The organism is Stenotrophomonas sp. FR012, from assembly GCF_047520565.2.
In the GTDB taxonomy this organism is placed as follows: domain Bacteria; phylum Pseudomonadota; class Gammaproteobacteria; order Xanthomonadales; family Xanthomonadaceae; genus Stenotrophomonas; species Stenotrophomonas sepilia.
In genome coordinates, this window is sequence record NZ_JAXBQL020000007.1 from 1 (window position 1) to 25,147 (window position 25,147).

At 67.4% G+C, this 25,147-nt stretch carries 19 protein-coding genes; 15 read left to right on the forward strand and 4 right to left on the reverse strand.

Features of this window, described 5'->3' with window-relative positions:
* Positions 1–208 precede the first annotated feature (208 nt).
* From ACM0O9_RS12865 to pncB, 3 genes are all read left to right on the forward strand, one after another.
* Positions 209–1,060: a glycosyltransferase family 2 protein gene (locus tag ACM0O9_RS12865; RefSeq protein ID WP_065196237.1), complete on the forward strand. Its 852-nt coding sequence runs from the start codon at positions 209–211 to the stop codon at positions 1,058–1,060.
* On the forward strand, positions 1,057–1,896 hold the full coding sequence (locus ACM0O9_RS12870; protein WP_065179816.1) for a glycosyltransferase family 2 protein: 840 nt from the start codon (positions 1,057–1,059) through the stop codon (positions 1,894–1,896). The genes ACM0O9_RS12865 and ACM0O9_RS12870 overlap by 4 nt, the downstream gene beginning before the upstream one ends.
* 108 nt (positions 1,897–2,004) lie before the next feature.
* Positions 2,005–3,183 (forward strand): nicotinate phosphoribosyltransferase, encoded by a 1,179-nt coding sequence (gene pncB, locus ACM0O9_RS12875; protein WP_005415236.1) that lies wholly within the window; start codon positions 2,005–2,007, stop codon positions 3,181–3,183.
* 10 nt (positions 3,184–3,193) lie between these two features.
* Here pncB and ACM0O9_RS12880 read toward each other — a convergent pair whose 3' ends face one another.
* Entirely contained in the window at positions 3,194–3,559 is a 366-nt protein-coding gene (locus tag ACM0O9_RS12880; protein ID WP_049414538.1) for a fimbrial protein, read from the reverse strand.
* 459 nt (positions 3,560–4,018) lie between these two features.
* Between ACM0O9_RS12880 and ACM0O9_RS12885 the strand changes: the two genes are divergently transcribed.
* From ACM0O9_RS12885 to ACM0O9_RS12920, 8 genes are all read left to right on the forward strand, one after another.
* A complete protein-coding gene (locus tag ACM0O9_RS12885) occupies positions 4,019–4,558 on the forward strand; it encodes a fimbrial protein (protein ID WP_005415238.1) in 540 nt (179 codons plus the stop codon).
* A gap of 85 nt (positions 4,559–4,643) precedes the next feature.
* A complete protein-coding gene (locus ACM0O9_RS12890; protein WP_065186240.1) occupies positions 4,644–5,372 on the forward strand; it encodes a fimbrial biogenesis chaperone in 729 nt (242 codons plus the stop codon).
* A 92-nt stretch (positions 5,373–5,464) separates the two neighbouring features.
* Positions 5,465–8,029 (forward strand): fimbria/pilus outer membrane usher protein, encoded by a 2,565-nt coding sequence (locus ACM0O9_RS12895; protein WP_005415240.1) that lies wholly within the window; start codon positions 5,465–5,467, stop codon positions 8,027–8,029.
* Complete coding sequence (locus ACM0O9_RS12900) at positions 8,020–9,054, forward strand: fimbrial protein (protein ID WP_235649840.1); 1,035 nt, start codon at positions 8,020–8,022, stop codon at positions 9,052–9,054. The genes ACM0O9_RS12895 and ACM0O9_RS12900 overlap by 10 nt, the downstream gene beginning before the upstream one ends.
* Positions 9,055–9,320: 266 nt before the next feature.
* Positions 9,321–10,505 carry a non-hydrolyzing UDP-N-acetylglucosamine 2-epimerase gene (gene wecB / locus ACM0O9_RS12905; protein ID WP_053498091.1) on the forward strand — a complete coding sequence of 395 codons (1,185 nt, stop codon included), beginning with the start codon at positions 9,321–9,323 and terminating at the stop codon, positions 10,503–10,505.
* On the forward strand, positions 10,502–12,703 hold the full coding sequence (locus tag ACM0O9_RS12910) for a cellulose biosynthesis cyclic di-GMP-binding regulatory protein BcsB (protein ID WP_235649839.1): 2,202 nt from the start codon (positions 10,502–10,504) through the stop codon (positions 12,701–12,703). Before wecB ends, ACM0O9_RS12910 begins: the two co-directional genes overlap by 4 nt.
* Before the next feature lie 6 nt (positions 12,704–12,709).
* A complete protein-coding gene (locus ACM0O9_RS12915) occupies positions 12,710–14,857 on the forward strand; it encodes a glycosyl transferase family protein (protein ID WP_053498095.1) in 2,148 nt (715 codons plus the stop codon).
* Positions 14,854–17,688: an NfrA family protein gene (locus ACM0O9_RS12920; protein WP_164092968.1), complete on the forward strand. Its 2,835-nt coding sequence runs from the start codon at positions 14,854–14,856 to the stop codon at positions 17,686–17,688. The genes ACM0O9_RS12915 and ACM0O9_RS12920 overlap by 4 nt, the downstream gene beginning before the upstream one ends.
* Here the strand turns inward: ACM0O9_RS12920 and ACM0O9_RS12925 are convergent.
* From ACM0O9_RS12925 to ettA, 3 genes are all read right to left on the reverse strand, one after another.
* Positions 17,682–18,686, reverse strand: coding sequence for a DUF4434 domain-containing protein (locus tag ACM0O9_RS12925; protein WP_414604228.1), 1,005 nt, complete (start codon positions 18,684–18,686; stop codon positions 17,682–17,684). The two genes, ACM0O9_RS12920 and ACM0O9_RS12925, sit on opposite strands and share 7 nt — an antisense overlap.
* A gap of 83 nt (positions 18,687–18,769) precedes the next feature.
* Positions 18,770–20,086, reverse strand: coding sequence for an NCS2 family permease (locus ACM0O9_RS12930; RefSeq protein WP_005415248.1), 1,317 nt, complete (start codon positions 20,084–20,086; stop codon positions 18,770–18,772).
* Positions 20,087–20,267: 181 nt separating this feature from the next.
* Entirely contained in the window at positions 20,268–21,932 is a 1,665-nt protein-coding gene (gene ettA, locus ACM0O9_RS12935) for an energy-dependent translational throttle protein EttA (RefSeq protein ID WP_414604227.1), read from the reverse strand.
* Between the two features lie 252 nt (positions 21,933–22,184).
* Here ettA and ACM0O9_RS12940 point away from each other — a divergent pair, with 252 nt between their 5' ends.
* The 4 genes from ACM0O9_RS12940 (at position 22,185) to ACM0O9_RS12955 (ending at position 25,055) form a co-directional block, all read left to right on the forward strand.
* Positions 22,185–22,652: an RcnB family protein gene (locus ACM0O9_RS12940; RefSeq protein WP_032953924.1), complete on the forward strand. Its 468-nt coding sequence runs from the start codon at positions 22,185–22,187 to the stop codon at positions 22,650–22,652.
* Between the two features lie 186 nt (positions 22,653–22,838).
* Complete coding sequence (gene glyA, locus ACM0O9_RS12945) at positions 22,839–24,092, forward strand: serine hydroxymethyltransferase (RefSeq protein WP_005415251.1); 1,254 nt, start codon at positions 22,839–22,841, stop codon at positions 24,090–24,092.
* A 66-nt stretch (positions 24,093–24,158) separates the two neighbouring features.
* Positions 24,159–24,578, forward strand: coding sequence for a hypothetical protein (locus tag ACM0O9_RS12950; protein ID WP_005415252.1), 420 nt, complete (start codon positions 24,159–24,161; stop codon positions 24,576–24,578).
* A 27-nt stretch (positions 24,579–24,605) separates the two neighbouring features.
* Positions 24,606–25,055 (forward strand): hypothetical protein, encoded by a 450-nt coding sequence (locus ACM0O9_RS12955; RefSeq protein WP_065186772.1) that lies wholly within the window; start codon positions 24,606–24,608, stop codon positions 25,053–25,055.
* Positions 25,056–25,147: the final 92 nt, after the last annotated feature.

Here is a 25,147-nt window from a genome sequence, read left to right on the forward strand (position 1 = left end):
GGGGCCGCGGCATGGATGCCGCGGCCAAGCCACCAAGGATGGGTTTACGGCGTCCCCCGCAACCGGACCCACCCCGCCATCCCGCAGGAACCCAGCTTCTGCTTCGGCTGCTGCCGGCCAGCGGCCGGCACTACCGCGGGTGCCGGGTGCAACCCGGCCGATACCCTCCCGGTGCTACGCTGTGGCCACCGACAACCACGGAGGCGGGATGGGGGCGATCGTGTTGTTGCCGCTGTGCGTGGACGATGCCGCGCTCGACCGCTGCCTGGCCGCACTGGATGCCGGCACCGCGCCGGGCACCGCGGTCTGGCTGGCCGATGACGCGCAGGCAGGGCCGCGTGCGCAGGCCGTGGTCGAGCACTGGTTGGCGCATACGCCGCTGCAGGCCGAGTACACCCGGCGCGCGCGCCCACTGGGCGAGGTTGCCCATCTGGACGAGATGCTGCGCGCCTGCGATGGCCTGGACGTGGCCGTGCTGGCGCCGGACAGCGTGCCGTCGCCCGGTTGGTTGCAGCAGTTGCAGGATGCCTTCGCCCGCGATGCCGCCATTGCCACCGCGACCCCCTGGTGCAATGCCGGCGAGACCGCGGCGTGGCCACGGCTGGGCGAGATCAATCCCGAACCCCATGACCCGGCCTTGCTGGCGCATACCTGCGCCACGTTGCCGACGCTTCACCCGGAGCTGCCATCGGCGGTCACCCACGCGGTGCTGGTACGTGGCAACGCTCGCCGCCGTGCCGGTGGCCTGGACGTGGACAGCTATGCCGGCTGGAATGCCGCGCTGGTCGACCTGAGCCTGCGCATGGCGGGCCTGGGGTGGCGCAACGTGTTGTGCGAGACCGCGTTCGTCGGCCGGGCAGGAGAGGCGGTCAGCCGCGATGGCGATCTGGAGGCCCTGGCCGCGCGCTGGCCGGCCTGGGTGCCGCGGCTGGCCGATTTCCTGATGCACGATCCACTGCACGGTCTGCGTGCCGACCTGCAGCAGCGCATGCGGCAGGCGATAATGCCGAAGGAACAGGGCGACCTGTTCGTCCCGCCCGCGCCGGAGCCTCCCGTTTGAATGCAGCCATTGCCGCCATCGTCGTCACCTACCAGAGTGGCAGCACCATCGATGCCTGCCTGTCGCGCCTGCGCCAGGCGCAGGACATCGCCGAGATCCGGGTGATCGACAATGGTTCGCTGGATGGCACGCTGGACATCGTGCAGCGGCACGCCAGCCATGACCCGCGCGTGCGCTTCGTCGGCAATCCGGACAATCCCGGCTTTGCCGCCGCCAACAACCAGGGCGTGGCCGACTCGCACAGCCCATGGCTGGCCTTCATCAACCCGGACCTGATGATTGAGCCGGACACCCTGACCGAACTGCGCAGCCGTGGTGAGGTGCTGGGCGATTGCCTGCTGGGCGTGGAGCAGGTGGACGAGCACGGCCACGCCGATGAAGCGGTGCGCCGTCGCGATCCGGATTTCCTGCTGATGCTGCGCTCGCCGGGCAAGGGTTCGAAGCTGGCGGTTCCGCGCGATCCGCACCAGGCCGTGCAGCCGGTGCCGGCGTTGTCCGGTGCGCTGCTGATGATGCCGCGTACCCTGTTCGAGCGCATCGGTGGCTGGGATGCGGGTTACCGCCTGCATGCCGAGGACCTGGATCTGTGCCGCCGCGCACGCGAGGCCGGCGCGGTGGTGGCGATCGCCAACGACCTGCAGGTTACCCATGTGCGCGGCGTCTCCAGCCGTTCGCGGCCATTCTTCGTGGAATGGCACAAGCACAGGGGGCTGTGGCGTTACTTCCAGAAGTTCGAGGCCAGGCAGCGCTCGCTGCCGGTACGCGTTGCGGTGTGGGCCGCGATCTGGGCGCATGCGGCGATGCTGGTGCCGCGCCTGCTGCGCAGGTCGTTGTAGCGCCGCAGGAGCATCCACGCATGGCGTGGATCTACCAATGCTGTTCCCCGTGAGCCGAGCGTGGCCGGAGGCACCCCGGTTCACCCTGCCGGGCGCATAATCCGCCCTATGCCTATCATCCAGTCCCTGCTCGACACCGACCTGTACAAGTTCACCATGATGCAGGCGGTGCTGCACCAGCACCCCGGCGCCCAGGTGCAGTACCGGTTCAAGTGCCGTACGCCCGGCATCGACCTGGCCCGCTACATCGACCAGATCGACGAAGAAATCGACCACCTGTGCAGCCTGCGCTTCAGTGACGCGGAGCTGGACTACATGCGTGGCCTGCGCTTCGTGAAGCCGGATTTCGCCGATTTCCTCGGCCTGTTCCACCTCGACCGCAAGTACATCCAACTGCGTGCGTCGACGGCCGTGCCCGGCGAGATCGAACTGGACATCACCGGCCCGTGGCTGCACACCATCCTGTTTGAAGTGCCGCTGCTGGCGATCATCAACGAAGTCTGGTTCCGCAACACCACCACGGCCGACTTCGCCGAAGGCGAGCGCCGCCTGCAGGCCAAGGCCGCGCTGCTGCGCGATACCCCCGGCTTCGAACAATGCCGCATCGCCGACTATGGCAGCCGTCGCCGCTACTCGCGTGACTGGCATGCCCGGCTGCTGCCGCTGCTGCGCGACGCGCTCGGCCCGCAGCTGGTCGGCACCAGCAACGTCCATTTCGCGCGCCTGTACGGCATGACCCCGCACGGCACCATGGCCCACGAGTACCTGCAGGCGTTCCAGGCGCTCGGCCCGCGCCTGCGTGATTCGCAGGTGGCGGCACTGGAATCCTGGGCGCGCGAGTACCGCGGCGACCTCGGCATCGCGTTGTCCGATGTGGTCGGCCTGGACGCGTTCCTGCGCGACTTCGACATGTATTTCTGCAAGCTGTTCGACGGTGTGCGCCATGACTCAGGCGATCCGTTCGACTGGGGTGACCGCATGCTGGCGCACTTCCAGCAGCGCCGGGTCGATCCGCGCAGCAAGGTGCTGGTGTTCAGCGATGGGCTCGACATCGCCAAGGTCATGCGCCTGTACGACTACTTCCGCGGTCGCTGCCAGGTCGCGTTCGGTGTCGGCACCCACCTGACCAATGACCTGGGCCCGACACCGCTCAACATCGTCATCAAGATGGTCCGCTGCAACGGCCAGCCGGTGGCCAAGCTCAGCGATTCGCCGGGCAAGAGCATGTGCGACGACCCGGGCTACCTGGCCTACCTGCGCCAGGTCTTCGAGCTGCCGCCGGCGTAAATACGTCGGCTTACAGGTAGTCGACCACCACCAGGTAGGCGCCCTGCAGCGGCTGCTGCTTCGAAGCCTGCACGCTGTAACGCTCGGAGAAGGCGATATCGCCGGCGCGCATCGCGCTGGCCGACACCGACAGCTTCTGGCCCTGGCGCTTGCCATCGCGCAGCGTCGCGGCCTGGCCATCGGCCAGTGCCGTCACTTCCACCGTCGAGCCCTTGGCCGACGGCGGGCAGGCCGCCAGGCTCAGCTCACCCTGGGACAGGTTCGTCGTGCAGCCCGGCTCGGCGATGCGGCCGCTGAAACGGATGCTGCCGCTGCTGGCCTGGGCCAGCGCACTGACGGACATCAGGGCCACACACAGCAGAATGGAATTCCTCATGACACGTTCTCTGGTTCGGTGTGTCCTAGTTAGCGACAGGTTCGATCCGCCTTTAATAGGACAAATCCGAATCTGCTAGGGCCATCACCAAGAAAGAGTGATGCGCATCAAATAAGGCGATTTCCGGCTGAAAAAGGCCTGTTTCCGCGCCTGCCGAACGCGCCTCTCAACGCGTCATCCACGGTCGGCCGCGACCTGGCGGCCCCGTCGTCAAATCTTTCACGCCTCCCAGGCGCAGATTCCGCCTATCACGTCACATTTAGAGCGTCAATGAATTGGCGTTCAGAAAAATAATGAGACTTTCATCACATTTGTGCATATACTTGCGTCACGGATTCAGGGGAAGGTATGTCCGAGTCCGGCCACAGGTGAGACGCAAGGATGGGTCTTGTTAGCCCGGCAGTGCTCCTTGCTTCCTCCTCTACTTCTCATCTCTTCAGTAGGGTTAGGTAAAAGCGAATGCACAAGATCAACCTCATTGCCGCTCTGATGCTGGCCGCCGCTCCGCTGGCCGCCAACGCCGCCGACGGCACCATCACCTTCAATGGCAAGGTGACCGACAAGACCTGCACCATCTCGACCCCGGGCGGCAAGGACTTCGCCGTGACCCTGCCGACCGTGTCGAAGAACACCCTGGCTACCGCCGGTGCCGTTGCGGGCCGTACCCCGTTCGCCATCAACCTGACCAAGTGCAGCGCCGGCAACGTCGCCACCTACTTCGAGCCGGGTTCGACCGTCGACTTCAACAGCGGCCGCCTGGTCAACCAGGCCTCGGCCAACGCTGCCACCAACGTGCAGCTGCAGCTGCTGGGCTCGAACAACCAGTTCCTCCCGATCAAGGCGGCTGGCGCTGGCCTGGCCCAGACCAACTCGCAGTGGGTCACCGTCGGCACCGACGGCTCGGCCGACCTGAACTACTACGCTGAGTACTACGCCACTGCCGCCGCCACCCCGGGCGACGTCACCAGCAGCGTCAAGTACACGATCATCTACAACTGATCGTAGCCGTACCCGCATTGGCCGGCGTACGCGCCGGCCAGTGCTCCGCGGCCCTTGGCCACACCCCTCGAGCGTAGTACTTCCGATGAAAGCACTCTTTCCCCGGGCGCTGCTGCTGGCAGCGTTCACGCTGCCCCTCTGCCAGAACGCACTGGCCGGCGTGGTGGTCAATGGCACGCGGGTGATCTACCCGGCACAGGCACGCGAAGTCACCGTGCAGGTCGACAACGTGGGCGACTCGCCCGCACTGGTCCAGGCCTGGATCGACAGTGGCGACGCCAACCAGACCGCCGATACCAGCGATGCTCCGTTCGTGCTGACGCCGCCGATCGCGCGCGTCGAGCCGGGCCGCAGCCAGGCGCTGCGCCTGATCTTCTCCGGCGCGCAGCTGCCGACCGATCACGAGACGGTGTTCTGGCTCAATGTGCTGGACGTACCGCCGTCGCCGGACAACGCCGACAGTGGTGACCAGAATTACCTGCAGGTTGCGTTCCGTTCGCGCCTGAAGCTTTTCTACCGGCCGCAGGGCCTGAAGGGCGTCGCCAACGACGCACCGGCAGCGCTGCGCTGGACCCGCAATGGCGACCGCCTGCGGGTGGAAAACCCGAGCCCCTTCCACGTCACTCTGGCCGAAGTGCATGCCGTGACCGGCAGCGGCGAAAAGGCCGTCGAGGACAAGGGCGCGATGGTCGCGCCGAAGCAGAGCCTGGAGTTCGCCGCGCCGGCGGGCACCAACCAGGTGCGCTTCATCACCATCAACGATTACGGCGGCCGGGTCGAGCACACCGTCCGCCTCGACAGCACCGGGAGCTGAACGCGCCGCGCCGGCCAAGGGCCTGCGCATCCCGCCACCGCCGCCGTGCGGCGAATTGAAGGAATGTCAGTGTGATCGGAAACAGATTGACATTGTCGATCCATCAGGCGCTTTGCCTGCTGGTTGTTGGCGCGGCCTGCCCAGGATGGGCGCTGGCTGCACCGGCCAATCTCGGCGAACAGGCGCTGATGGCGCAGAGTGGTGCGGCCAACGCGCGTGCACCGGAATCGGCCCAGTTCAATTCGAGCTTCCTGTCCGGCCAGGCCAAGCAGGTCGACCTGGCTGCCTTCAGCAACGGCAACCCGATGGTGGCCGGCAGTTACCGTGTCGATGTCTACGTCAACGGTGCCTGGCAGGGCCGTCGTGACCTGCAGTTCAAGGCCGATGCACAGGGCCGTGTCGACGCCTGCCTGCCGCTGCCGATGCTGGAAGAAATGGGCGTGGACAGCGAGGCCGTGCTGCTGCAGCAGGACCCGACGCTGCCGACCGACACGACCAGCTGCGTGCCGGTGCAGCAGCGCATGGCCAACGCCTATGGTGTCTACGACAGCGGCAACCTGCGCTACGACCTCAGCATCCCGCAGGTGTTCCTGCGCCGTGAGGCACGCGGCTACGTCAACCCGGCGCTGTGGGACCGCGGCATCAATGCCGGTTTCGTCGGCTACAGCTTCAATGCCATCGACAGCAACAGCCGTGTCGAAGGTGGCCAGCGCAACCGCAGTGCCTATCTCGGCCTCAATGCCGGCCTGAACCTGGGTGGCTGGCAGTTCCGCCACGACTCCAACCTGACCTGGTCCGAGGGTGACGGCCGCCATTGGCAGAGCATCGCCACCTACGCACAGCGCGGCATCCCGCAGGTGCGCGGCATGCTCACCATCGGTGAGGCCTACACCACCGGCGAGCTGTTCGACTCGATCGGCTACCGCGGTGCCAGCCTGGCCAGCGACGATCGCATGCTGCCCGATTCGCTGCGCGGTTACGCGCCGGTGGTGCGCGGCATCGCCGAGACCAACGCACGCATCGAAGTGCGCCAGAACCAGCAGCTGATCTACTCCTCCACCGTTTCGCCGGGCAACTTCGTCATCGATGACCTGTACCCGACCGGCTACGGCGGAGACCTGGAAGTGAGCGTGATCGAGGCCGATGGCCGCCGCCGCGAATTCAAGGTGCCGTTCGGCTCGGTGCCGCAGATGCTGCGCGAAGGCGTGTCGCGTTACTCGCTGACCGCCGGCCAAGTGCGCAACAAGCTGCTGGCCGACGAACCCTGGCTGGTGCAGGGCACCTACCAGCGCGGCATCGGCAACCAGCTGACCCTGTACGGCGGCAGCGCGCTGAGCGATGGCTACCTGTCGCTGCTGTACGGTGTCGGCCTGTCCACGCGGGTCGGTGCCTTCGCGGCAGACGTCACCCATGCACGCACCTCGTTCGACCACTACGGCAGCCACACCGGCGCCAGCGTGCGCTTGAGCTACAGCAACATGATCGGTGAGACCGGCACCAACCTGACCCTGGCCGCCTACCGTTACTCGACCGAAGGTTTCTACAGCCTGCAGGACGCGCTGTATGGCCGTGACTCGGACAAGCGCGGCATCGATCCGACCACCCGTGGTCGCCAGCGCAGCCAGTTCCAGGTGACCTTGAACCAGCCGCTGGGCCGTCGTGGCGGTGCGCTGTACGTGACCGGTTCGGTGCGTGACTTCTATGACCGCTCCGGCACCTCCAAGCAGTACCAGGTGGGCTACAACAACGCCTGGCGTTCGGTGAACTACGGCTTCTCGGCGCTGCGCACCGAAGAAGGCGTGCTCGGCCGTTCCGACACCCAGTACCTGCTGTCGATGAGCGTGCCGCTGGGCCGTGGTACCCACCCGGTGTCGTTCAGTGCCGATCTGGGCGTGCGCGACCGCGGTGGCTACGACAACAGCCGCGTCGGCATCACCGGTTCGGCCGGCGTCGACAACAACTTCAGCTACGGCGTGGCCCTGTCCGATTCCCGCGAGGGTGGCACCACGGCGGTCGGCAATGCCGAATACCGCAGCCGCTACTCCGCGTTGAATGCCACCTACAGCCACTCGCGTGATTTCCGCCAGGCCTCCGTCGGTGCCAACGGCAGCGTGGTGGTGCATCCGGGCGGCTTCACTTTCACCCCGCAGCGTGGCGACACCATGGTGCTGGTCGAGGCACCGGGCGCGCGCGATGCGATCGTCAGCAACGCCCCGGGCCTGCGCGTCGATGGCCGCGGCTACGCCGTGGTGCCGTACGTGTCGCCGTACCGCCTCAACACCGTCACCCTCGATCCGCAGGGCATGGCCCACGACGTCGAGCTGGAAAGCACCAGCCAGTCGATCGCACCGTTCGCCGGTGCCATCAGCTACCTGCGCTTCGATACCCGCAAGGGCAACGCGTTGCTGATCCAGGTACGCAACCCGGATGGCCGCAGCATGCCGTTCGGTGCACAGGTCAAGGATGAGCAGGGCCAGCCGGTCGGCATGGTCAGCCAGGGCGGCCGCCTGTACGTGCGCAGTGAAAAGAACCAGGGCCGCCTGCTGGTGGAGTGGGGCGCCGGTGCCGACCAGCGCTGCACCATCGATTACCAGGTTCCGGCGGGCGCCGATGCGTCCAAGACCGGCTTCATTCCGCTGGAGGCAGCATGCCGATGATTTCTTCCCGTGGCCGCAAGGCGCTGACGGCCCTTGTACTGCTGGGTGGCGCACTGCTGGCACAGCAGGCCAGCGCGTCGTGCCGCATCCAGTCCAGCTGGTTCACCGCGCAGGACGTGACCATGGACATGGGCCAGATCGTGATCCTGCCCAGCACGCCGGTCGGTGGCGTGATCAAGGAGATCAGCGAACCAATCAACCAGCAGAACAGCGTGGCACGCTGCGACTGGTCCGGTGGCCGTTCCATCGGCGAGTACGTCAACGCCGCGCAGAAGCGTCCGGTGGCCGGCTTCTCGAACGTCTATGAAACCGATGTGGTGGGCGTGGGCATCCGCCTGTACCGCGACTCCGGCGCGATCCAGACCTACTATCCGCACACCATCAACTTCGCCAGCAACAGCACCATCTCGCTGGTCGGAGGCACGTTCCGCATCCAGCTGATCAAGACTGCGGCACAGACAGGCTCGGGCGTGATCGCGCCGAACGGCCGCTTCACCACGTACTACTTCGACGGTGATGGCGCCGGCCGACCGGTGCTGACCTCCACCTTCAAGGGCTCGGGCACCACCGTGGTCAGCCCGACCTGCGAAGTGCAGGCCGGCAGCCGCAACATCGCCGTCGACTTCGGCAGCGTGCCTAACACCACCTTCACCGGTGTCGGTTCGCGCGCGGTCGATCGTGATTTCGAGATCCGCCTGAACTGCCAGGGCAGCAATGTTGCCGCCTACCAGAGCAAGATCGGCATCCGCCTCGATGCCGACCAGGACAGCTCGAACATGCCGGGTGTGCTGAAGCTCAGCGCAGCCAGCAACAGCGCCACCCGCATCGGCATCCAGATGGTCCAGCGCGTTGGCACCACCGAGCGCGAAGTGCGCTTCGGCCAGACCATCAACGTCGGCACCACCGCGCCGGGGACCAGCGTCATGGCGCTGCCCCTGCGCGCGCGCTATGTGCAGACCCAGGCCGGTACGGTGGGTGCGGGTGTCGCGAACGGCCAGGCCACCTTCACCATCCAGTACGAGTAAGGCCGCCCGGGCGGCTGTCCCTGCTGCGTTCCGCCGCAACGTCGCCCGTCCCACGGGCGGCGTTGACTGCGTCTTGATCTTCCAACGATGAAGATCAGTGCCACGACGCACGTACCATCAATCTAATGTGATGGACGTCGCGAATTTGGAGTTTCCTCATGAGGTGACCGTCTCCTGCCTGCGGGCATTGGGCGGGAACGCCGAAAGGATCCAGACGTGGCTACAGCTACTGGCATTCTCCAGTACGGTCCTTCCGGAGCACCCCGGTGAAGGTCCTGTCGGTGTTCGGCACCCGACCGGAAGCGATCAAGATGGGGCCGCTGGTGCGCGCCCTGGCCGAGGCTGCGGACATCGAATCGGTGGTCTGCATCACCGGCCAGCACCGGGCGATGCTCGACCAGGTGATGTCGCTGTTCGAGATCACCGCCGACCATGACCTGGATGTCATGGTGCCCAACCAGACCCTCAATGGCCTGTGCTCCAGGCTGTTCGAGCGGCTTGACGCGCTCTACACGCAGGTCCGCCCGGATCGCGTGCTGGTGCACGGCGATACCACCACGGCGATGACCGCCGCCCTGGCCGCGTTCCACCACCGCATTCCGATCGGCCATGTCGAGGCCGGCCTGCGCACCGGCGACATCAACCGGCCATGGCCGGAGGAGATGAACCGGCGGGTGATCGACGTGGTCGGTCATCAGCTGTATGCACCCACTCCCGGCTCGCGCGCCAACCTGGCCCGTGAGCATCTGGGCGGTCAGATCCTGGTCACCGGCAACACCGTCATCGATGCCCTGCAGCAGACCGTGCAGCGCCTGGATGCCGATCCGGCACTGCGTGCCCAGGCCGACGAACCCTTCCACATGCTCGACCCCGGGCGCCGCCTGCTGCTGGTCACCGGCCATCGCCGCGAGAGCTTCGGCCAGGGCTTCGAGGACATCTGCCGTGCGCTGGCCGAACTGGCCCAGCGGCCGGACCTGCAGGTGCTGTACCCGGTGCACCTCAATCCGAACGTCCAGGCACCGGTCAACGCACACCTGGGCAACCTCGACAACGTGCACCTGGTGCCGCCGCAGGACTACCTGCGCTTCGTGCGCCTGATGCAGCGCGCCGACGTCATCCTCACCGACTCCGGTGGCGTGCAGGAAGAAGCGCCGGCATTGGCCAAGCCGGTGCTGGTGATGCGCGACGTCACCGAGCGCCCGGAGGCGGTCGAGGCCGGTGTGGTGACGCTGGTCGGGACCACGCCCTCGCGCATCGTCGAGGGGGTCAATGCGGCCTTGGCACAGCCACCGCAGCCGACCCGTTTCGACCCCGATGGCAGTCCCTATGGCGATGGCCGCGCCAGCGCCCGCATCGTCGCCGCCCTGCGTGGCGCTCCTCTTCCCGAGTTCTCGCCCGGTCTCCGCAGCGGCGGTGCCGCCCACCACCCTCTCCATGAAGTGACGCCATGAGCCAGACCGGCCGCTGTCCCCTGTTTGTTTCCGCCGCCGCGTTCGTCCTGTCGTGCGCGGTTGGCAGTGCCCACGCCGCCGACAGCGTCGCCGGCCAGTTCGCAGAATGGAGCGGCGACAGCACGGTGAGCCGGCAGATGACCCTGCGCGAACTCGGCTTCCGCCAGCCGCTGGTACTCAGTGGGCAGGAGAGCCAGCGCGAGGTCTACCTGCCGGTGCCGGCCGGTGTTGCCACCCGCGATGCGCAGCTGCAGCTCGATGGGCGCTATGTGCGTGGCCACGCTGGGCGCACTTCAGGCCTGTGGTCGGTGGATGGCGATCCGGTCGCCGCGCGTTCGATCACCGATGCCCAGGGCGATGCCAGCCAGCTGCTGGCCATTGATGGCGAACCCCGCCAGAACGGCTTCGTGCGGGTCGGTGTCGGCTGGTGGTCGATCGTGTCCGACTATCAATGTGCCGACCAGAGCGCGCCGGCCAATGTGCTGCGGTTGTCGCCGGATTCGCGCTTCAGCTACCGCTTCGATGGGCGTGCCGTGGATACCGTCGCCAAGGCCTGGGGCGCGCTGCCACCGCGGGTGCGCCTGCTGGTGGAGGGCAAGGCGCTGCAGGCGCCAACCTATGATGCCGCCTGGCGCATTGGTACCGCGTTGCAGGCCGGCGGCAAGCAGGTGCAGGTGGTGGCGCTGCCCAAGGTCGGCGACAGCGTCGACCTGGCCGGCATCAGCGTCCCGGCCAGCCTGCAGGGCGTGCCGGCCTATGCAGCGCTGGCTACGGGCGAACGCGTGCACGCGATCAAGGATCTGGCCGAAGTGGGGGCGCTGCTGTCGTTGCGTGACAGCGGGCCGCTTGCCGCCGATGTGATGATCGGCAGCGAGGCATTGCGCGCCGGCGTACGCGCGGCGCTGGATGCGCTGGCCGCACAGGTCGGCGCGGCGGGCACCGATGCGGGCGCAGCGTTTGCTGCGTGGCGCGGTACTGACATGAGCGGCCTGGAGAAGCCCGCCGCCAACGCTTCGGTCAGCGTGGTGGCCGTTGCGGGCCGTCCGACGCTGGTGGTCGACCCGGCGGCAGCGGGCAAGGTGGCCGGACTGTTCGCCGAACAGTGGCGCGGCTATGCGCTGGGCCGCAGCCTGCAGGTCAGCGCAGCAGGAACGCCCAAACTGGACGGTGACCAGGTACTGCTGAGCCGGCTCGGAAACATCGCCGGAACCATGGATGTGGTGACCCGTGCCGACCGCAGCGCCAGCTTCGATCTGGGCACGCTGTCGGCCGATGGCCGCCTGCCCGGGCAAGTGGTGATCGATGTCTCGGCGGCCCCCAATGCGGCGGGTCAGGGCGCGGTGGCCACGATCTACCTCAACGACTACCTGCTGGGCGGCAAGGTGCTGTCGGCCAACGGCCAACCGCAACGGCTGGTGGCCAAGGTACCGGCCTACGCGCTGTCGGCGCGCAACGAGATCCGTGTCAGCTTCCTGCGCCAACCGGCACGCCCCTACTGCCACGATCCGGCGACCGGCTATCCAGTCTCGATCCTGCCCAGCAGCCACCTGACCCTGGCCAAGCGCTCGCTGGGCAGTGATTTCGTCGGTGCCAGCAGCCAGCTGTCACGCGGCAACCAGGTGTTCGTGCCCGGCGCCTGGCTGCAGGATGCACCGGCCTCGCTGGGCAAGGTCATCGCGGTGACCAGTGCAGTGGGCGCTTCGCCGGAGGCGTCGGAACTGAAGGTGGTCGACGCCGGTGCCGCGGTCAGCCCGGGCGCGCCATGGCTGGCCTTCGGCGTTGCGCCGGTCGGTGTCGATGTGGCCGGCCTGAAGGGTGGCCACCTGCGCGTAGGTGGCACGTCGCAACCGCTGCTGGATGTCAGCGGCCTGGATCACGCCGCGGTGGTGCAGGTGGGATCGTCCGGCGGCCAGTTGGGCGTTCTCTACAGCGACCTCGGTGCACAGGCACCGTCGTTCAGCGCACCGTTCCGGTTGCTGCGCGGCGATCTTGCCGTGCTTGACGGCACTGACGTCGTGCGCGAGTTCGACCGCCAGGATCCCTATGGCACGCGCCTCGCGCACGATGGCAATCCGCAATCGAAGTGGGAACGGCACATGGTCTGGTTGCTGCTGCTGGTCGGCGTGATCGTATTCGCGCTGCTGGCCGCCCGCGTCACCCAGGTGCGCCGCCGCAAGTCCGCCAACGCAGGACATTGATCCACCGTGGACGGTCTGTTCTGGAACATCCAGCTGGCCAACTACTACGCCGCCCTCGAAACCACGGCGGCGGCGGTGGCCGTGCTGATCCTGATCTCCAGCCTCGATGATCTGTTCATCGATGTCTGGTACTGGGTGCGCGAGAGCTGGCGCGCGCTGACCGTCAAGCGCCGCGACGCGTACCGGCCGCTGACCCAGGAAGACCTGCTGCAGCGGCCGGAACAGCCGCTGGCGATCATGGTGCCGGCGTGGATGGAGTACGACGTCATCGCGCAGATGGTCGAGAACATGATCAACGTGCTCGACTACCGCGAGTACGTCGTGTTCGTCGGCACCTATCCCAACGACCAGCAGACCATCGACGAAGTCGAGCGCATGCGCCGTCGCTACAAGCGCCTGCGTCGCGTGGAGGTGCCGCATGACGGACCGACCAGCAAGGCCGACTGCCTGAACTGGCTGATCCTGGCGATCTTCGACTACGAGAAGCGCCACGACATCGAGTTCGCCGGGGTGATCCTGCACGACAGCGAAGACGTGCTGCACCCGATGGAACTGCGCTTCTACAACTACCTGCTGCCGCGCAAGGACATGATCCAGCTGCCGGTCACCTCGCTGGACCGCGAATGGTACGAACTGGTGGCCGGTGTCTACATGGACGAGTTCGCCGAATGGCACGCCAAGGACCTGGTGGTGCGCGAGAGCGTGTCCGGCATGGTGCCGTCGGCCGGCGTCGGCACCTGCTTTTCGCGGCGTGCGCTGCTGGCGTTGAGCGCGCAGACCGACAACCAGCCTTTCAACACCGACAGCCTCACCGAAGATTACGACGTCGGTGCGCGGCTGGCAGCCATGGGCATGCAGTCGATCTTCGCCCGCTTCCCGGTGCAGTTCCGCGTGCGCCGGCCGTCTTGGTTCGGCTGGGGGCCGGTGCGCGAGCGCACCCAGCAGATGGCACTGTGCGTGCGTGAGTACTTCCCCGACAACTTCCGCGCCTCGTACCGGCAGAAGGCGCGCTGGGTGCTGGGCATCGGCCTGCAGAGCTGGGAGTCGCTGGGCTGGCGCGGTTCGCTGGCTACCAAGTACCTGTTGGCGCGCGATCGCAAGGGCATCATCACCTCGTTCGTCAGCATCATCGCCTACCTCATCTTCCTGCAGTTGCTGTTGTTCTGGCTGTTGAAGGCGACCGGGGTGTGGACGATGCAGTTCCCCAGCGTGTTCCAGGCCGGTACCTGGCAGATGAATGTCGCGCTGCTGACCACAGCAGCGCTGGCGACCCGCGTCGTGCAGCGCTTCTACTTCGTCAACCGCTTGTACGGCTGGGAGCATGCGCTGATGTCGATCCCGCGCATGGTGGTCGGCAACATGATCAACTTCATGGCCACCGCCCGCGCATGGAAGGTGTTCCTGGCCTACCTGCTGTTCGGCAAGCGCATGGTCTGGGACAAGACCATGCACGACTTCCCCGATGCGGCACAGCTGGTGCAGACCCGCAAGCAGCTCGGTGAGCTGTTGACCACCTGGCAGGCGGTGGAACCGGAGCGGCTGCAGCAGGCGCTGGCGCAGCAGCATGCCGGCCGGCGGCAGCCGCTGGGCCGCATCCTGCTAACCCAGGGCTGGCTGGATGATGAAACCCTGGCCGAAGCCATCGCCTTCCAGGGCGACCTGCCGCGTGCGGTCATCGACGTCGACTACCTGCGCGCGGGCTCATTCCCGGTCAGCGCCGATGCCTGCGTGCAGTGGCGCATGCTGCCGCTACCGCCGCGGCAGCAGCAGACACTGCGGCTGGCCGTGGCCAGCCCATTGCCCGAAGACGCGCTGGCATTGCTGAAGCAGGAAACCCGCAGCGCACACATCGAACAGAGCATCGCCCGCGAAAGCGAAATCAACGCTGGCCTGCGCCTGATCGGCGGCGACCAGCACTGGCAGCTGGACAACGTGCCCTTGCTGGGCGACCTGCTGGTGGAGATGCGCCTGATCGACCACGCGCGCTTCGAGATCGCACTGGATGCGTACAAGCCGCAGCGCGATGGCCGCATTGGCGATTACCTGGTCAAGCAGGGCATCACTACCGAAGAGGCCGTGGCCCAGGCCATGCAGGAGCAGCGCCGGCGTGCGGCCGCGCTGCAGTCGCCGCCTCCCGGAGCCTTGCCCGCATGAAGACCACGCTGCTGTCCACCGTCATTGCCGTGGCACTGGCCACGGCCGCCGCGCCGGTGCTGGCGCAGGCCGATGCGCCGCTGCCGTTGTCCGGCGCTGCATACCGCATCGCCGAGCAGGCCTTCGCCGCTTACGAGCGCGGCGACTATCAAGCGGCTTACCAGCAGTCCAGCGAAGCTGTCCGGTTGCGCCCGGACGTGGTGCGGCTGCGCCTGCTGCAGATCTATGCGTTGCAGAAACTGGGCCGGTCGGCGGAGGCGCAGCAGCAGGCGCGCCGTGCACTGGATGCCGGGTTGAAGGATCCGGCCTTGCCGGCACTGGCCGCTGCCACCGCTGCGCGCAGCACGCCCCCGGATGCCAGGGGCGGGCGCGCCCCCTCCCCACCGCGCGCGGCCGGCAGCGGCGCAGACCGCGCCAGGCAGCAGGCCTACACGCTGGCCACCGAGGCCTATGCTGCCTATGACGCCGGGCGCATGCGGGAAGCAGCCAGCAAGGCCGAGCAGGCCTTCCGCCAGCAGCCGAAGCAGGGCGCCTGGGCGATGCTGTGGGTGGCGGCGCTGGAAGCACAGCAACAGGCCGAACTGGCCGACGCGGCCATCGGCACGGCGCTGCAGCTGGGCGCACCGAACGTCGAGGAACTGCACGCGCGGCGCGTGGCGCTGGCCCGCCAGCGCGCGCTGCTGCAGGCCCAGCAGGCCTACCAGTCGCTGTCCACGCAGAACGATGCGGCGGCCGTCGCGCAGGCGCGGGCCGCCGTCGAGCTTGCGCCGGATGTTGCTTCGTACCGGTTGCTGTTGATCACCGCGCAGCTGCAGCAGGGGCAGCTGGCCGACGCCGAGCGCAGCGCCGACCAGGCACTGCAGGCCGACGGCGGCGATCTCAATGCCCGGGTGATGCGCGGTTATCTGCGCCAGCGCCAGGGCAAGACCGTGCTTGCCAATGAGGACTTCGACACCGCGCTTGCCCTGCCGGGGTCCACAACGCAACAGCGCAACGTGCGCCTGCTGGCCGTGGATGCGGCATTGGCCGCTGGGGACCGCATACGTGCGGCTGCACTGCTGGCGCCGCTGCAGGCGGCGTTGCCCACGGATGTGGGCGATGCTCGCGCGCAGCAGTTGCTGCAGCAGGGCATCGAGCAGCGCGCCAGGGCGACCGGATCCAGTCGCGAGCGTCCGCGCATGAGTGCGCAGGCCTATCCGGCGCCGTTCCAGCATTGCCAGTCGGATGGCACCGGCAATGTCTGCGAGCTGATGCCGGCTGACCTGCAGGGCGACGGTGGTGCCGCACAGCGCGCATATGCAGCCTACGCGCGGCAGGACTTTGCCGAGGCCATCGGTGAGGCAAGGCAGGCCGTGCAACTCGCACCGGACGATGCAGACCTGCAAGGCCTGCTGACCACCACGCTGGCGGCAGGCAACCGCAGCCAGCAGGACGAAGCGCGGCTGCGCCTGGATGCGACGCTGGCACAACACCCTGATGACGCGGTGGCGCTGATGCAACGCGGCTACCTCAACCAGAAGGCCCGTGAACCGGCGCGCGCACTGGCCGACTTCCGTGCCGCCGAGGCCACCGGCAAGGCACCCAAGAGCGTGGTGATCGACCAGGCGTACGCGAGTGCGGCCAACGGAGATCATCCGCAGGCGGTGTCGCTGCTGCGCAGCGCCATTGATCGCGCCGACGCCGGTGAGCTGCCTCTGGATGCGCATCAGCGCTACAACGTGCGCAATGCCATCGCCAACTATTCGCGCGAGTGGGGCGTGATCGCCTCGGCCGGTTTCCGCGGCGCGCGCCAGGCCGCGACCAATGTCGGCGGCGCGGCGATCAGTACGTCGGGCGATTCGGTGTTCAGCACGCTGGAAGCGTTCTGGCGGCCCCCGGCGTTCAATGACCAGCATGGCACGCTGGAGCTGTACACCCGGCTGCTCAACACGCTGTACGACGAGGGCGGCACCTACGAATCGATTCGCGCAGTGGACCCGTGCACCGGCGAATCGACACCCGACGCACGTGCTCGCGCCGACCGTCTCAGCCGCTCGCGTTCCACCACCGGCTGGCCGTCCACCATCGCCTCGTTCGGCATGCGCTACGCCTTCGGCCAGACCGGCCTGAGCGCCGGCATCGAGCGCCGCCAGTTTCTCGGTAGCGCCACCCGCACGGGCGATGTCTATCCCGCGTCCGCGGCCGTGCAGTGCAGCCTGCAGCTGGCCCTGAACCCGCCACTGGAAGCCAGCACGCTGGCCCGCTACCGCCTGGCCAGCGGTTCCGGTGGCTGGATGTCCTACCTGACCTACGGCTATTACCACGGTACCGACCTGCGCACCGACGTGAACCAGTGGTGGATGGTCAGCGGCTACGCGCAGGGCGGTTACACATGGGATGACAACAGCGCGCATTTCACGCTCGATGCACTCGATGCCAACGGCATACCGGTGCGGCGGATCGGCGATGCCAGCGGGCGCCTGCATCGCGAACAGTGGTTCGCAGCCGGTGAGCTGCGCGCCGGACGCAGCTTCCGCTTTGGCGCCGGGCAGACCCACTGGGTGGTCACGCCGTATCTGGTGGTGGGGGCGGACTGGCTGGACCAGCGCTCGCGCGTGCGCGACATCCGTTACCCGCTGTTCCCGTCGCAGTCGTTCGCGCTCAACGATACGCAGCGCAGCTGGTCACTTGGCGCGGGGCCGGGCCTGGGCGTGCGCTACTGGTTCCGCGAGGACCGCTACAACACGCCGCGTTCCTACCTCGACCTGACCGTGCAGTACCGCTTTGCGATCGGTGGCGGTGATACGCAGCGCGCCAAGGGCCTGTTCGCCACCGCCATCCTCTATTACTGAGGCAACCCCCACCGCCGCCGCAGCGCCGCCGCCTGCGGCGTGTCCTGGGTCAGCCACGGCTCCAGCGCATAGACCAGCACGTGCTGCGCGCGGCTGTCGCGTGCCCACGCCAGCTGCCGTTGGATCCGCGCGGCATCGGCAGTCTCGCCCTTGAACCCGCTGCCATCAGCGGCGCTGCCGGGCAGTTCGCGGAACAGCTCGACGATCGCATCGAAGCCGATGTCGTGCGCGTGGAAATGATCGAGCAACGGCTGAAGCTGCTGCACGTTGCCGGCGCCGGCAACGCCCACGCCGTCCTGCACCATCGGCCGCAGCGTGGCCTGTGCCAGCACCGCCTGCCACAGCGTGACCAGGTTGCCGTCGGTCTGCAGGCGGCTGAAGTAGCAGGAGATCGCGCAGTCACCGCCGCGCGCGCGGGCGGCGTCTGCCAGCCCGTGCAGCCATTGCGCCAGCCACTGCTGGCGGGCCGGATCGGCCCAGTGGTACTGCTCCAGCTCGTAGGGCAGGTACCAGCCCTCGAAGGCGGGTACCTGCGCCCAGGGCGCCTGTGCCAACCAGCGGCGTGCATGCGCCAGGCTGTCGGCGAGGAACGCCTGCAGCGTGGCATTGTCGGCCCCGATCGCCTGCCACCAGCGTTGCTGGAAGGGCAGTCCGACGCGGATGCGGATGTCGTTCTCGCTGGCGGCGGTGAACAGCTGCTGCAGGCTGCCGTCGGGCAGTGACCAGTCGCCGTCACTGCCGCCGACGATGCCGGTCCATTGCAGCACCAGCTGACGGCAGCCCAGCGTATGTGCAAGCTTCAACGAGCGCTGCCAGTCGGCCAGTCCCCACTGCAGGTGGCTGCGCCAGGGCTGCAGGAAGGTGCCGTCGACCTGCACCGGCAGCGAGCAGCCGGGCAGGGTGGCGAGCGTACCGGCCAACGGCGCCAGCACGGCCGCGCGCAGCAGGCGGCGGCGCAACGGCGAAGACGGATCTGCGGGAAGGACGGGCGCAACCATGCCCGCATCATCCCAGAGCACCGTGCGCAGCAGGTGAACCCAGCGACCGGTGGTGCTGGCCGCTGGCCGGCACCACCGTGTGCTTACTCCAACGCGTAGCGCAGGGTGAACAGCACCGCCACCAGCCATACCGCCGGATGCACTTCGCGCCAGCGGCCGGTGCCGGCCTTCAGTGCCGCATACGCGATGAAGCCAAACGCCAGGCCATTCGCGATGGAGTAGGTGAACGGCATCGCCAGCGCGCACAGTGCGGCCGGCACCGATTCGGTCAGGTCGCTCCAGTCCACTTCCACCAGTTCGCGCAGCATCAGGCCGGCCACGAACAGCAGCGCCGGTGCGGTGGCATAGCTGGGCACCATCGCCGCCAGCGGCGAGAACAGCAGCGCGGCCACGAACAGCGCCGATACGACCAGCGCAGTCAGGCCGGTACGGCCACCCACCTGCACGCCCGAGGCGCTTTCAGCGAAAGCGGTGGTGCTGCTGGTGCCGAGCACCGAACCGGCCACGATGGCGGTGCTGTCGGCCAGCAACGCGCGGCCGAAGCGCTTCTGCGCGCCCGGCAGCTTCAGCAGTCCGGCGCGACCGACCACGCCATACAGGGTGCCGGTGGCATCGAACACTTCCACCAGCACGAACACCAGCACTACCTGCAGCAACACCGCGATCGGCGCACCGCCGTCATGGTGCAGCAGGCCCGGCAGGTCCAGCTGCAGGAAGGTGGGGGCCAGGCTCGGCGGCAGCGAAACCAGGCCCTGGTACTGCACGTCGCCCAATGCCCAGCCCGCACCGGTCACCGCCAGGATGCCGATCAGGATCGCGCCGCGGATCCGGCGTGCTTCCAGCACTGCGATCAACAGGAAACCGGCCAGCGCCAGCAGTGGCGGCGCCGTGTTCAACGGGCCCAGCGCCACCAGCGTGTCTTCGTTGCCGACGATCACGCCGGATTTCTGCAGTGCGATGATCGCCAGGAACAGGCCGATGCCGGCCACGATCGCCGAGCGCAGCGACGAAGGAATGCCCGACACCAGCCATGCCCGCACACCGGTCAGCGACAGCACCAGGAACACCAGGCCGGAGATGAACACCGCCCCCAGCGCCTGCTGCCACGGCAGGCCGGCAGCGCCGACCACGGTGAACGCGAAGAACGCGTTCAGGCCCATCCCCGGTGCCATGCCGACCGGGAAGTTGGCCGCCAGCGCCATTACCGCCGAACCCAGCGCGGCGGCCAGGCAGGTGGCCACGAACACCGCACCCGCATCCATGCCGGTGGTGCCGAGGATCTCCGGGTTGACGAAGACGATGTAGGACATCGTCAGGAAGGTGGTGATGCCGGCCAGCAGCTCGGTACGCACGGTGGTGCCGTGCTGCTGCAGCTGGAACATGCGCTCGAACAGGGACATGGAGATTCTCGCGACTAAGGTGTCACGACCAACGGTCGTGACCTACCCGAATGCAGAACGTGGGTACCGACCGTTGGTGGTGGGTACCGACCGTTGGTCGGTACGCTTCAAAGCGTCACCACCAACGGTGGTGACCTACCGAAAGGAGAAAGGCCGCGCGAGCGCGGCCTTTCCGGTTGCTTTACTTCAGCGCCTTGAAGCGCAGGCGCTTCGGCGCAGCGTCATCGCCCATCCGACGCTTCTTGTCTTCCTCGTACTCGCGGTAGTTGCCCTGGAAGAACTCCACGTGCGAGTCGCCTTCGAAAGCGATGATGTGCGTGGCGATGCGGTCCAGGAACCAGCGGTCGTGCGAGATCACGAAGGTGTTGCCCGGGAACTCCAGCAGCGCGTCTTCCAGTGCACGCAGGGTTTCGATGTCCAGGTCGTTGGACGGTTCGTCGAGCAGCAGCACGTTGCCGCCCTGCAGCAGGGTCTTGGCCATGTGCAGGCGGCCACGCTCACCACCGGACAGCGAACCGACCATCTTCTGCTGGTCCTGGCCCTTGAAGTTGAAGCGGCCGATGTAGGCGCGCGACTGGATCTCGATGCCGTTGATGTTGAGGATGTCCAGGCCGCCGGCGACTTCCTGGAAGACGTTGTGGTTGCCTTCCAGCTTGTCGCGGCTCTGGTCCACGTAGGACAGCTGCACGGTCGGGCCGATCACGATCTCGCCCGAATCCGGCTTTTCCTGGCCGGTGATCATCTTGAACAGGGTCGACTTGCCGGCGCCGTTCGGGCCGATGATGCCGACGATCGCGCCCGGCGGAATCAGCATCGACAGGTTGTCGATCAGCAGGCGGTCGCCGAACTTCTTGGAGACGTTCTTGAACTCCATCACCATGTTGCCCAGGCGCTCGCCCGGCGGGATGAAGATTTCGTTGGTCTCGTTGCGCTTCTGGTAATCCTGCGACTGCAGCTCTTCCAGGCGGGCCAGACGGGCCTTGCCCTTGGAACGGCCGCCCTTGGCGTTCTGGCGCGACCACTCCAGTTCCTTCTGGATCGCCTTCTGGCGGGCCTTTTCCTGGTTCTCTTCCTGCTTCAGGCGCTCATCCTTCTGCACCAGCCATTCAGTGTAGTTGCCCTTCCACGGAATGCCGCGGCCGCGGTCCAGTTCCAGGATCCACTCGGCGGCGTTGTCCAGGAAGTAGCGATCATGGGTGACCGCCACCACGGTGCCGGTGTAGCGCGCAAGGAACTGTTCCAGCCATTCCACCGACTCGGCGTCGAGGTGGTTGGTCGGTTCGTCCAGCAGCAGCATGTCCGGCTTCTGCAGCAGCAGGCGGCACAGTGCCACGCGGCGCTTTTCACCGCCGGACAGGTTGGCGATCTTGGCATCCCACGGCGGCAGGCGCAGCGCATCGGCAGCCACGTCCAGCTGGTTTTCCAGGGTGTGCGCATCACCGGCGGCCAGGATCGCCTCCAGGCGCTCCTGCTCCTTGGCCAGCGCGTCGAAGTCGGCACCTTCCTCGGCGTAGGCGGCATACACCGCTTCCAGCGCAGCCTGCGCCTGCAGCACTTCGCCCACGCCTTCCTCGACCGACTCGCGCACGGTCTTGTTCGGGTCCAGTTCCGGTTCCTGGGCCAGGTAGCCGACCTTGATGCCCGGCTGCGGGCGGGCCTCGCCCTCGAAATCGGTGTCCACGCCGGCCATGATCTTCAGCACGGTGGACTTGCCGGCGCCGTTCAGGCCCAGCAGGCCGATCTTGGCACCCGGGAAGAAGGACAGCGAGATGTCCTTGATGATCTGCCGCTTGGGCGGGACCACCTTGGACACGCGGTTCATGGTGTAGATGTATTGCGAGGACATGAGGTCTCCGTAGGCGCGGCCCTGCGCCCGGCCCATCACGGGAACATCCCGTTGTGGCAGCGGGCACAGACTGGAAAGGAATACCCGCAATTATAGCCGGAACCGGTTCCGGGCCGCGCCGGGCAGGCGCCGTCGGGCTGGCCGTGGGCTGAATACTGCGTCACAGTCCTGCAGCGGGAAGCGTTTCCAGCCGGAAACGGTTCAGATCGGTTGCGCAATATGGGCTCACCACCACCCAAGCAGAGGTCTGACATGCGCATCAATCGAGTAATGGCCGGCGCCGTGGCCTCTGTGCTGGCGTTCGGCGCGGTGGCCCCGGCCTTTGCCGACAACGACCACCGTCGCGGCCATGACCGCCGCGAGTGGCGCGAGGACCGCCGCGAATGGCGACAGGACCGCCGTGACTGGGAACGCGACCGCCGCGAGGCACGCCGCGACTGGGAGCGCGACCGCCGCGACTGGCACCGCGATCACGACCGCTACTACCGCCCGGCCCCGCCGCCGCCGCGCGTGGTCTACGGCCCGGGCTACGGCTGGAAGGTCGGCCACCGCTACCGCGATTACTACCGCGGCCCGATCTATGTGGTGAACGACTACCCGCGCTACCACCTGCGCCGCCCGCCGTATGGGCACCACTGGATCCGCGACGACCGCGGCAACATGCTGCTGGTGGCGGTGGCGACCGGCATCATCGCCGACTACATCATCAACAGTCGCTGAGGATCGCGGCCGGGGTCGGATCCCTTTCCAACGGAAAGGGCCCTGATCCCACAACATCCCTGGAAACCATACGGGGCCGGATTCCTTCGGGAGTGCCGGCCCCGGCCTTTTCGGCCCCGGCAGGCCGGTGCGGGGCTACAATCAGGGGCTGAGCCGTACCCCTTTCCCTGCCTGCTGGAGTACCCGATGTTCCCGCGTGACGTCCGCATCGAAACCTACGATCCCGAACTGGCCAAGGCCATCGCCGCTGAGACCCAGCGCCAGGAAGACCACGTCGAGCTGATCGCCAGCGAGAACTACACCAGCCCGGCGGTGATGGAAGCCCAGGGCAGCCAGCTGACCAACAAGTACGCCGAAGGCTACCCGGGCAAGCGCTACTACGGTGGCTGCGAATACGTGGACATCGCCGAGCAGCTGGCGATCGACCGCCTCAAGCAGCTGTTCGGCGCGGACTACGCCAACGTGCAGCCGCACAGCGGCTCGCAGGCCAACCAGGCCGTGTACTTCGCCCTGCTGCAGCCGGGTGACACCATCCTCGGCATGAGCCTGGCCCACGGCGGCCACCTCACCCACGGTGCCAAGGTCAATGCCTCGGGCAAGCTGTTCAACGCCGTGCAGTACGGCGTCAACGACCAGGGCCTGATCGATTACGACGAAGTCGAGCGCCTGGCCCTGGAGCACAAGCCGAAGATGGTCGTCGCCGGCTTCTCGGCGTACTCGCAGGTGATCGACTGGGCGCGCTTCCGCGCCATCGCCGACAAGGTCGGTGCCTACCTGTTCGTGGACATGGCCCACGTGGCCGGCCTGGTCGCCGCTGGCGTCTACCCGAGCCCGCTGGAGCATGCCCACGTCGTTACCTCCACCACCCACAAGACCCTGCGCGGCCCGCGTGGCGGCATCATCATCGCCAAGGGCGCCGACGAAGACCTGGTCAAGAAGCTGCAGTCGATCGTGTTCCCGGGCATCCAGGGCGGTCCGCTGATGCACGTCATCGCCGGCAAGGCCGTGGCCTTCAAGGAAGCGCTGGAACCGGGCTTCAAGGCCTACCAGCAGCAGGTGGTGAAGAACGCCCAGGCGATGGCCAACACGCTGATCTCGCGCGGCTACAAGATCGTTTCCGGTGGCACCCAGAACCACCTGATGCTGGTCGACATGATCGGCAAGGACGTGTCCGGCAAGGATGCGGAAGCTGCGCTGGGCAAGGCTCACATCACTGTCAACAAGAACTCGGTGCCGAACGATCCGCGTTCTCCGTTCGTGACCTCGGGCCTGCGCCTGGGCACCCCGGCCGTGACCACCCGTGGCTACGTCGAGCAGGACTGCGTGGACCTGGCCAACTGGATCGCCGACGTGCTGGACGCGCCGAACGATGATGCCGTCATCGCCCGCGTGCGTGATGCCGTCAGCGCGCAGTGCCGCAAGTACCCGGTCTACGGCTGATCGCCGCCGGGGTCGGATCCCTTCCCGCAGGGAAGGGCTCTGACCCCGTCACCAGGAATCCCGCGCATGGATGAGCGCCGCCTCAAGTACCTGTATGCCGTCCTGGCGGTGGCATTTGGCCTGCCCAGCCTGGCAGTGGGCGGTGTCGCGGCGACGATGCTGCTGCTGACGGGGCTGGGCCAGTTCGGCCATGGCACGCTGGCCGCGGTGACGGTGATGCCGCTGTGGGGCCTGGCCGGCATTGCCGGCTGCCTGGCCTGGTTGTGGCTCAGCGCCGGGTATCTGCTGCAGGGGCGTGCCGGGCTGCAGGTGCATCGCCTCTGGTGGTGGATGCTGCTGGCCGGCGGTCTTGCCGCTGTGCCCCCGCTGGGGCTGGCGCTGTGGTGGAGCATCACGGTCCACGCCGAAGGCATCGCCCTGTTGCTGTTGGGCCCATCGATGCTGGTGCCGGCGGCGGTGCTGGTGTGGATCAAGCGCCGCGCATGACGTGGCCCATGGAAGGACATCGAACGCATGGATGAGCCCCTGCACAAGCGCGGGATGGCCATTGCCGGCCTGCTGGTGGGCCTGCCCACAGTGGCAGCAGGCGGTACGGGTGCCGTGCTGGGGCTGATGGTCGTATGGGACGGCAAGTACCTGACGGGCGACGAGCACACGCTGTTGCTGCTGTGGTCGTCGGCGGGAATCATCGGCCTGCTGTCGTGGTTGTGGCTGAGCGGGCTGTTCCTGTGGCGCGGTGTTGCCGGCCTGCGCCAATCACCGGTTGCCGCCTGGGCCGGCCTGGCGCTGGGCGTGCTGGCTGCGTTGGGCGTGATCGCCGCCGCGTTGTACTTCACCTTCAAGCACGGGGAGATCTCGACATTGGCCTTCCTCGGCTTTGGCCCACCGCTGTTGGTGATGGCCGGGCACCTGGCGTGGCTGCGCTGGTCACGCGTGGCATCGCCGCCGCCCGCACCGGGTTGAGCCGGACATCACGAACTCGCCGCACACCTCGGGTGGCCAGAATGCAGGCGCTTCCGCGCAGGCAGCATTTGCTGCGGCGCCCTTTCTCAGGT

What these genes read in the sequence shown, in the direction of transcription:
- ACM0O9_RS12900 (WP_235649840.1), top strand. Translation starts at nt 8,020, where the DNA reads ATGCCGATGATTTCTTCCCGTGGCCGCAAGGCGCTGACGGCCCTTGTA.
- ettA (WP_414604227.1), bottom strand. Translation starts at nt 21,932, where the DNA reads ATGTCCTCGCAATACATCTACACCATGAACCGCGTGTCCAAGGTGGTC.
- ACM0O9_RS12920 (WP_164092968.1), top strand. Translation starts at nt 14,854, where the DNA reads ATGAAGACCACGCTGCTGTCCACCGTCATTGCCGTGGCACTGGCCACG.
- ACM0O9_RS12930 (WP_005415248.1), bottom strand. Translation starts at nt 20,086, where the DNA reads ATGTCCCTGTTCGAGCGCATGTTCCAGCTGCAGCAGCACGGCACCACC.
- ACM0O9_RS12865 (WP_065196237.1), top strand. Translation starts at nt 209, where the DNA reads ATGGGGGCGATCGTGTTGTTGCCGCTGTGCGTGGACGATGCCGCGCTC.
- ACM0O9_RS12910 (WP_235649839.1), top strand. Translation starts at nt 10,502, where the DNA reads ATGAGCCAGACCGGCCGCTGTCCCCTGTTTGTTTCCGCCGCCGCGTTC.
- pncB (WP_005415236.1), top strand. Translation starts at nt 2,005, where the DNA reads ATGCCTATCATCCAGTCCCTGCTCGACACCGACCTGTACAAGTTCACC.
- ACM0O9_RS12925 (WP_414604228.1), bottom strand. Translation starts at nt 18,686, where the DNA reads ATGGTTGCGCCCGTCCTTCCCGCAGATCCGTCTTCGCCGTTGCGCCGC.
- ACM0O9_RS12885 (WP_005415238.1), top strand. Translation starts at nt 4,019, where the DNA reads ATGCACAAGATCAACCTCATTGCCGCTCTGATGCTGGCCGCCGCTCCG.
- glyA (WP_005415251.1), top strand. Translation starts at nt 22,839, where the DNA reads ATGTTCCCGCGTGACGTCCGCATCGAAACCTACGATCCCGAACTGGCC.
- ACM0O9_RS12890 (WP_065186240.1), top strand. Translation starts at nt 4,644, where the DNA reads ATGAAAGCACTCTTTCCCCGGGCGCTGCTGCTGGCAGCGTTCACGCTG.
- ACM0O9_RS12950 (WP_005415252.1), top strand. Translation starts at nt 24,159, where the DNA reads ATGGATGAGCGCCGCCTCAAGTACCTGTATGCCGTCCTGGCGGTGGCA.
- ACM0O9_RS12880 (WP_049414538.1), bottom strand. Translation starts at nt 3,559, where the DNA reads ATGAGGAATTCCATTCTGCTGTGTGTGGCCCTGATGTCCGTCAGTGCG.
- ACM0O9_RS12955 (WP_065186772.1), top strand. Translation starts at nt 24,606, where the DNA reads ATGGATGAGCCCCTGCACAAGCGCGGGATGGCCATTGCCGGCCTGCTG.
- ACM0O9_RS12940 (WP_032953924.1), top strand. Translation starts at nt 22,185, where the DNA reads ATGCGCATCAATCGAGTAATGGCCGGCGCCGTGGCCTCTGTGCTGGCG.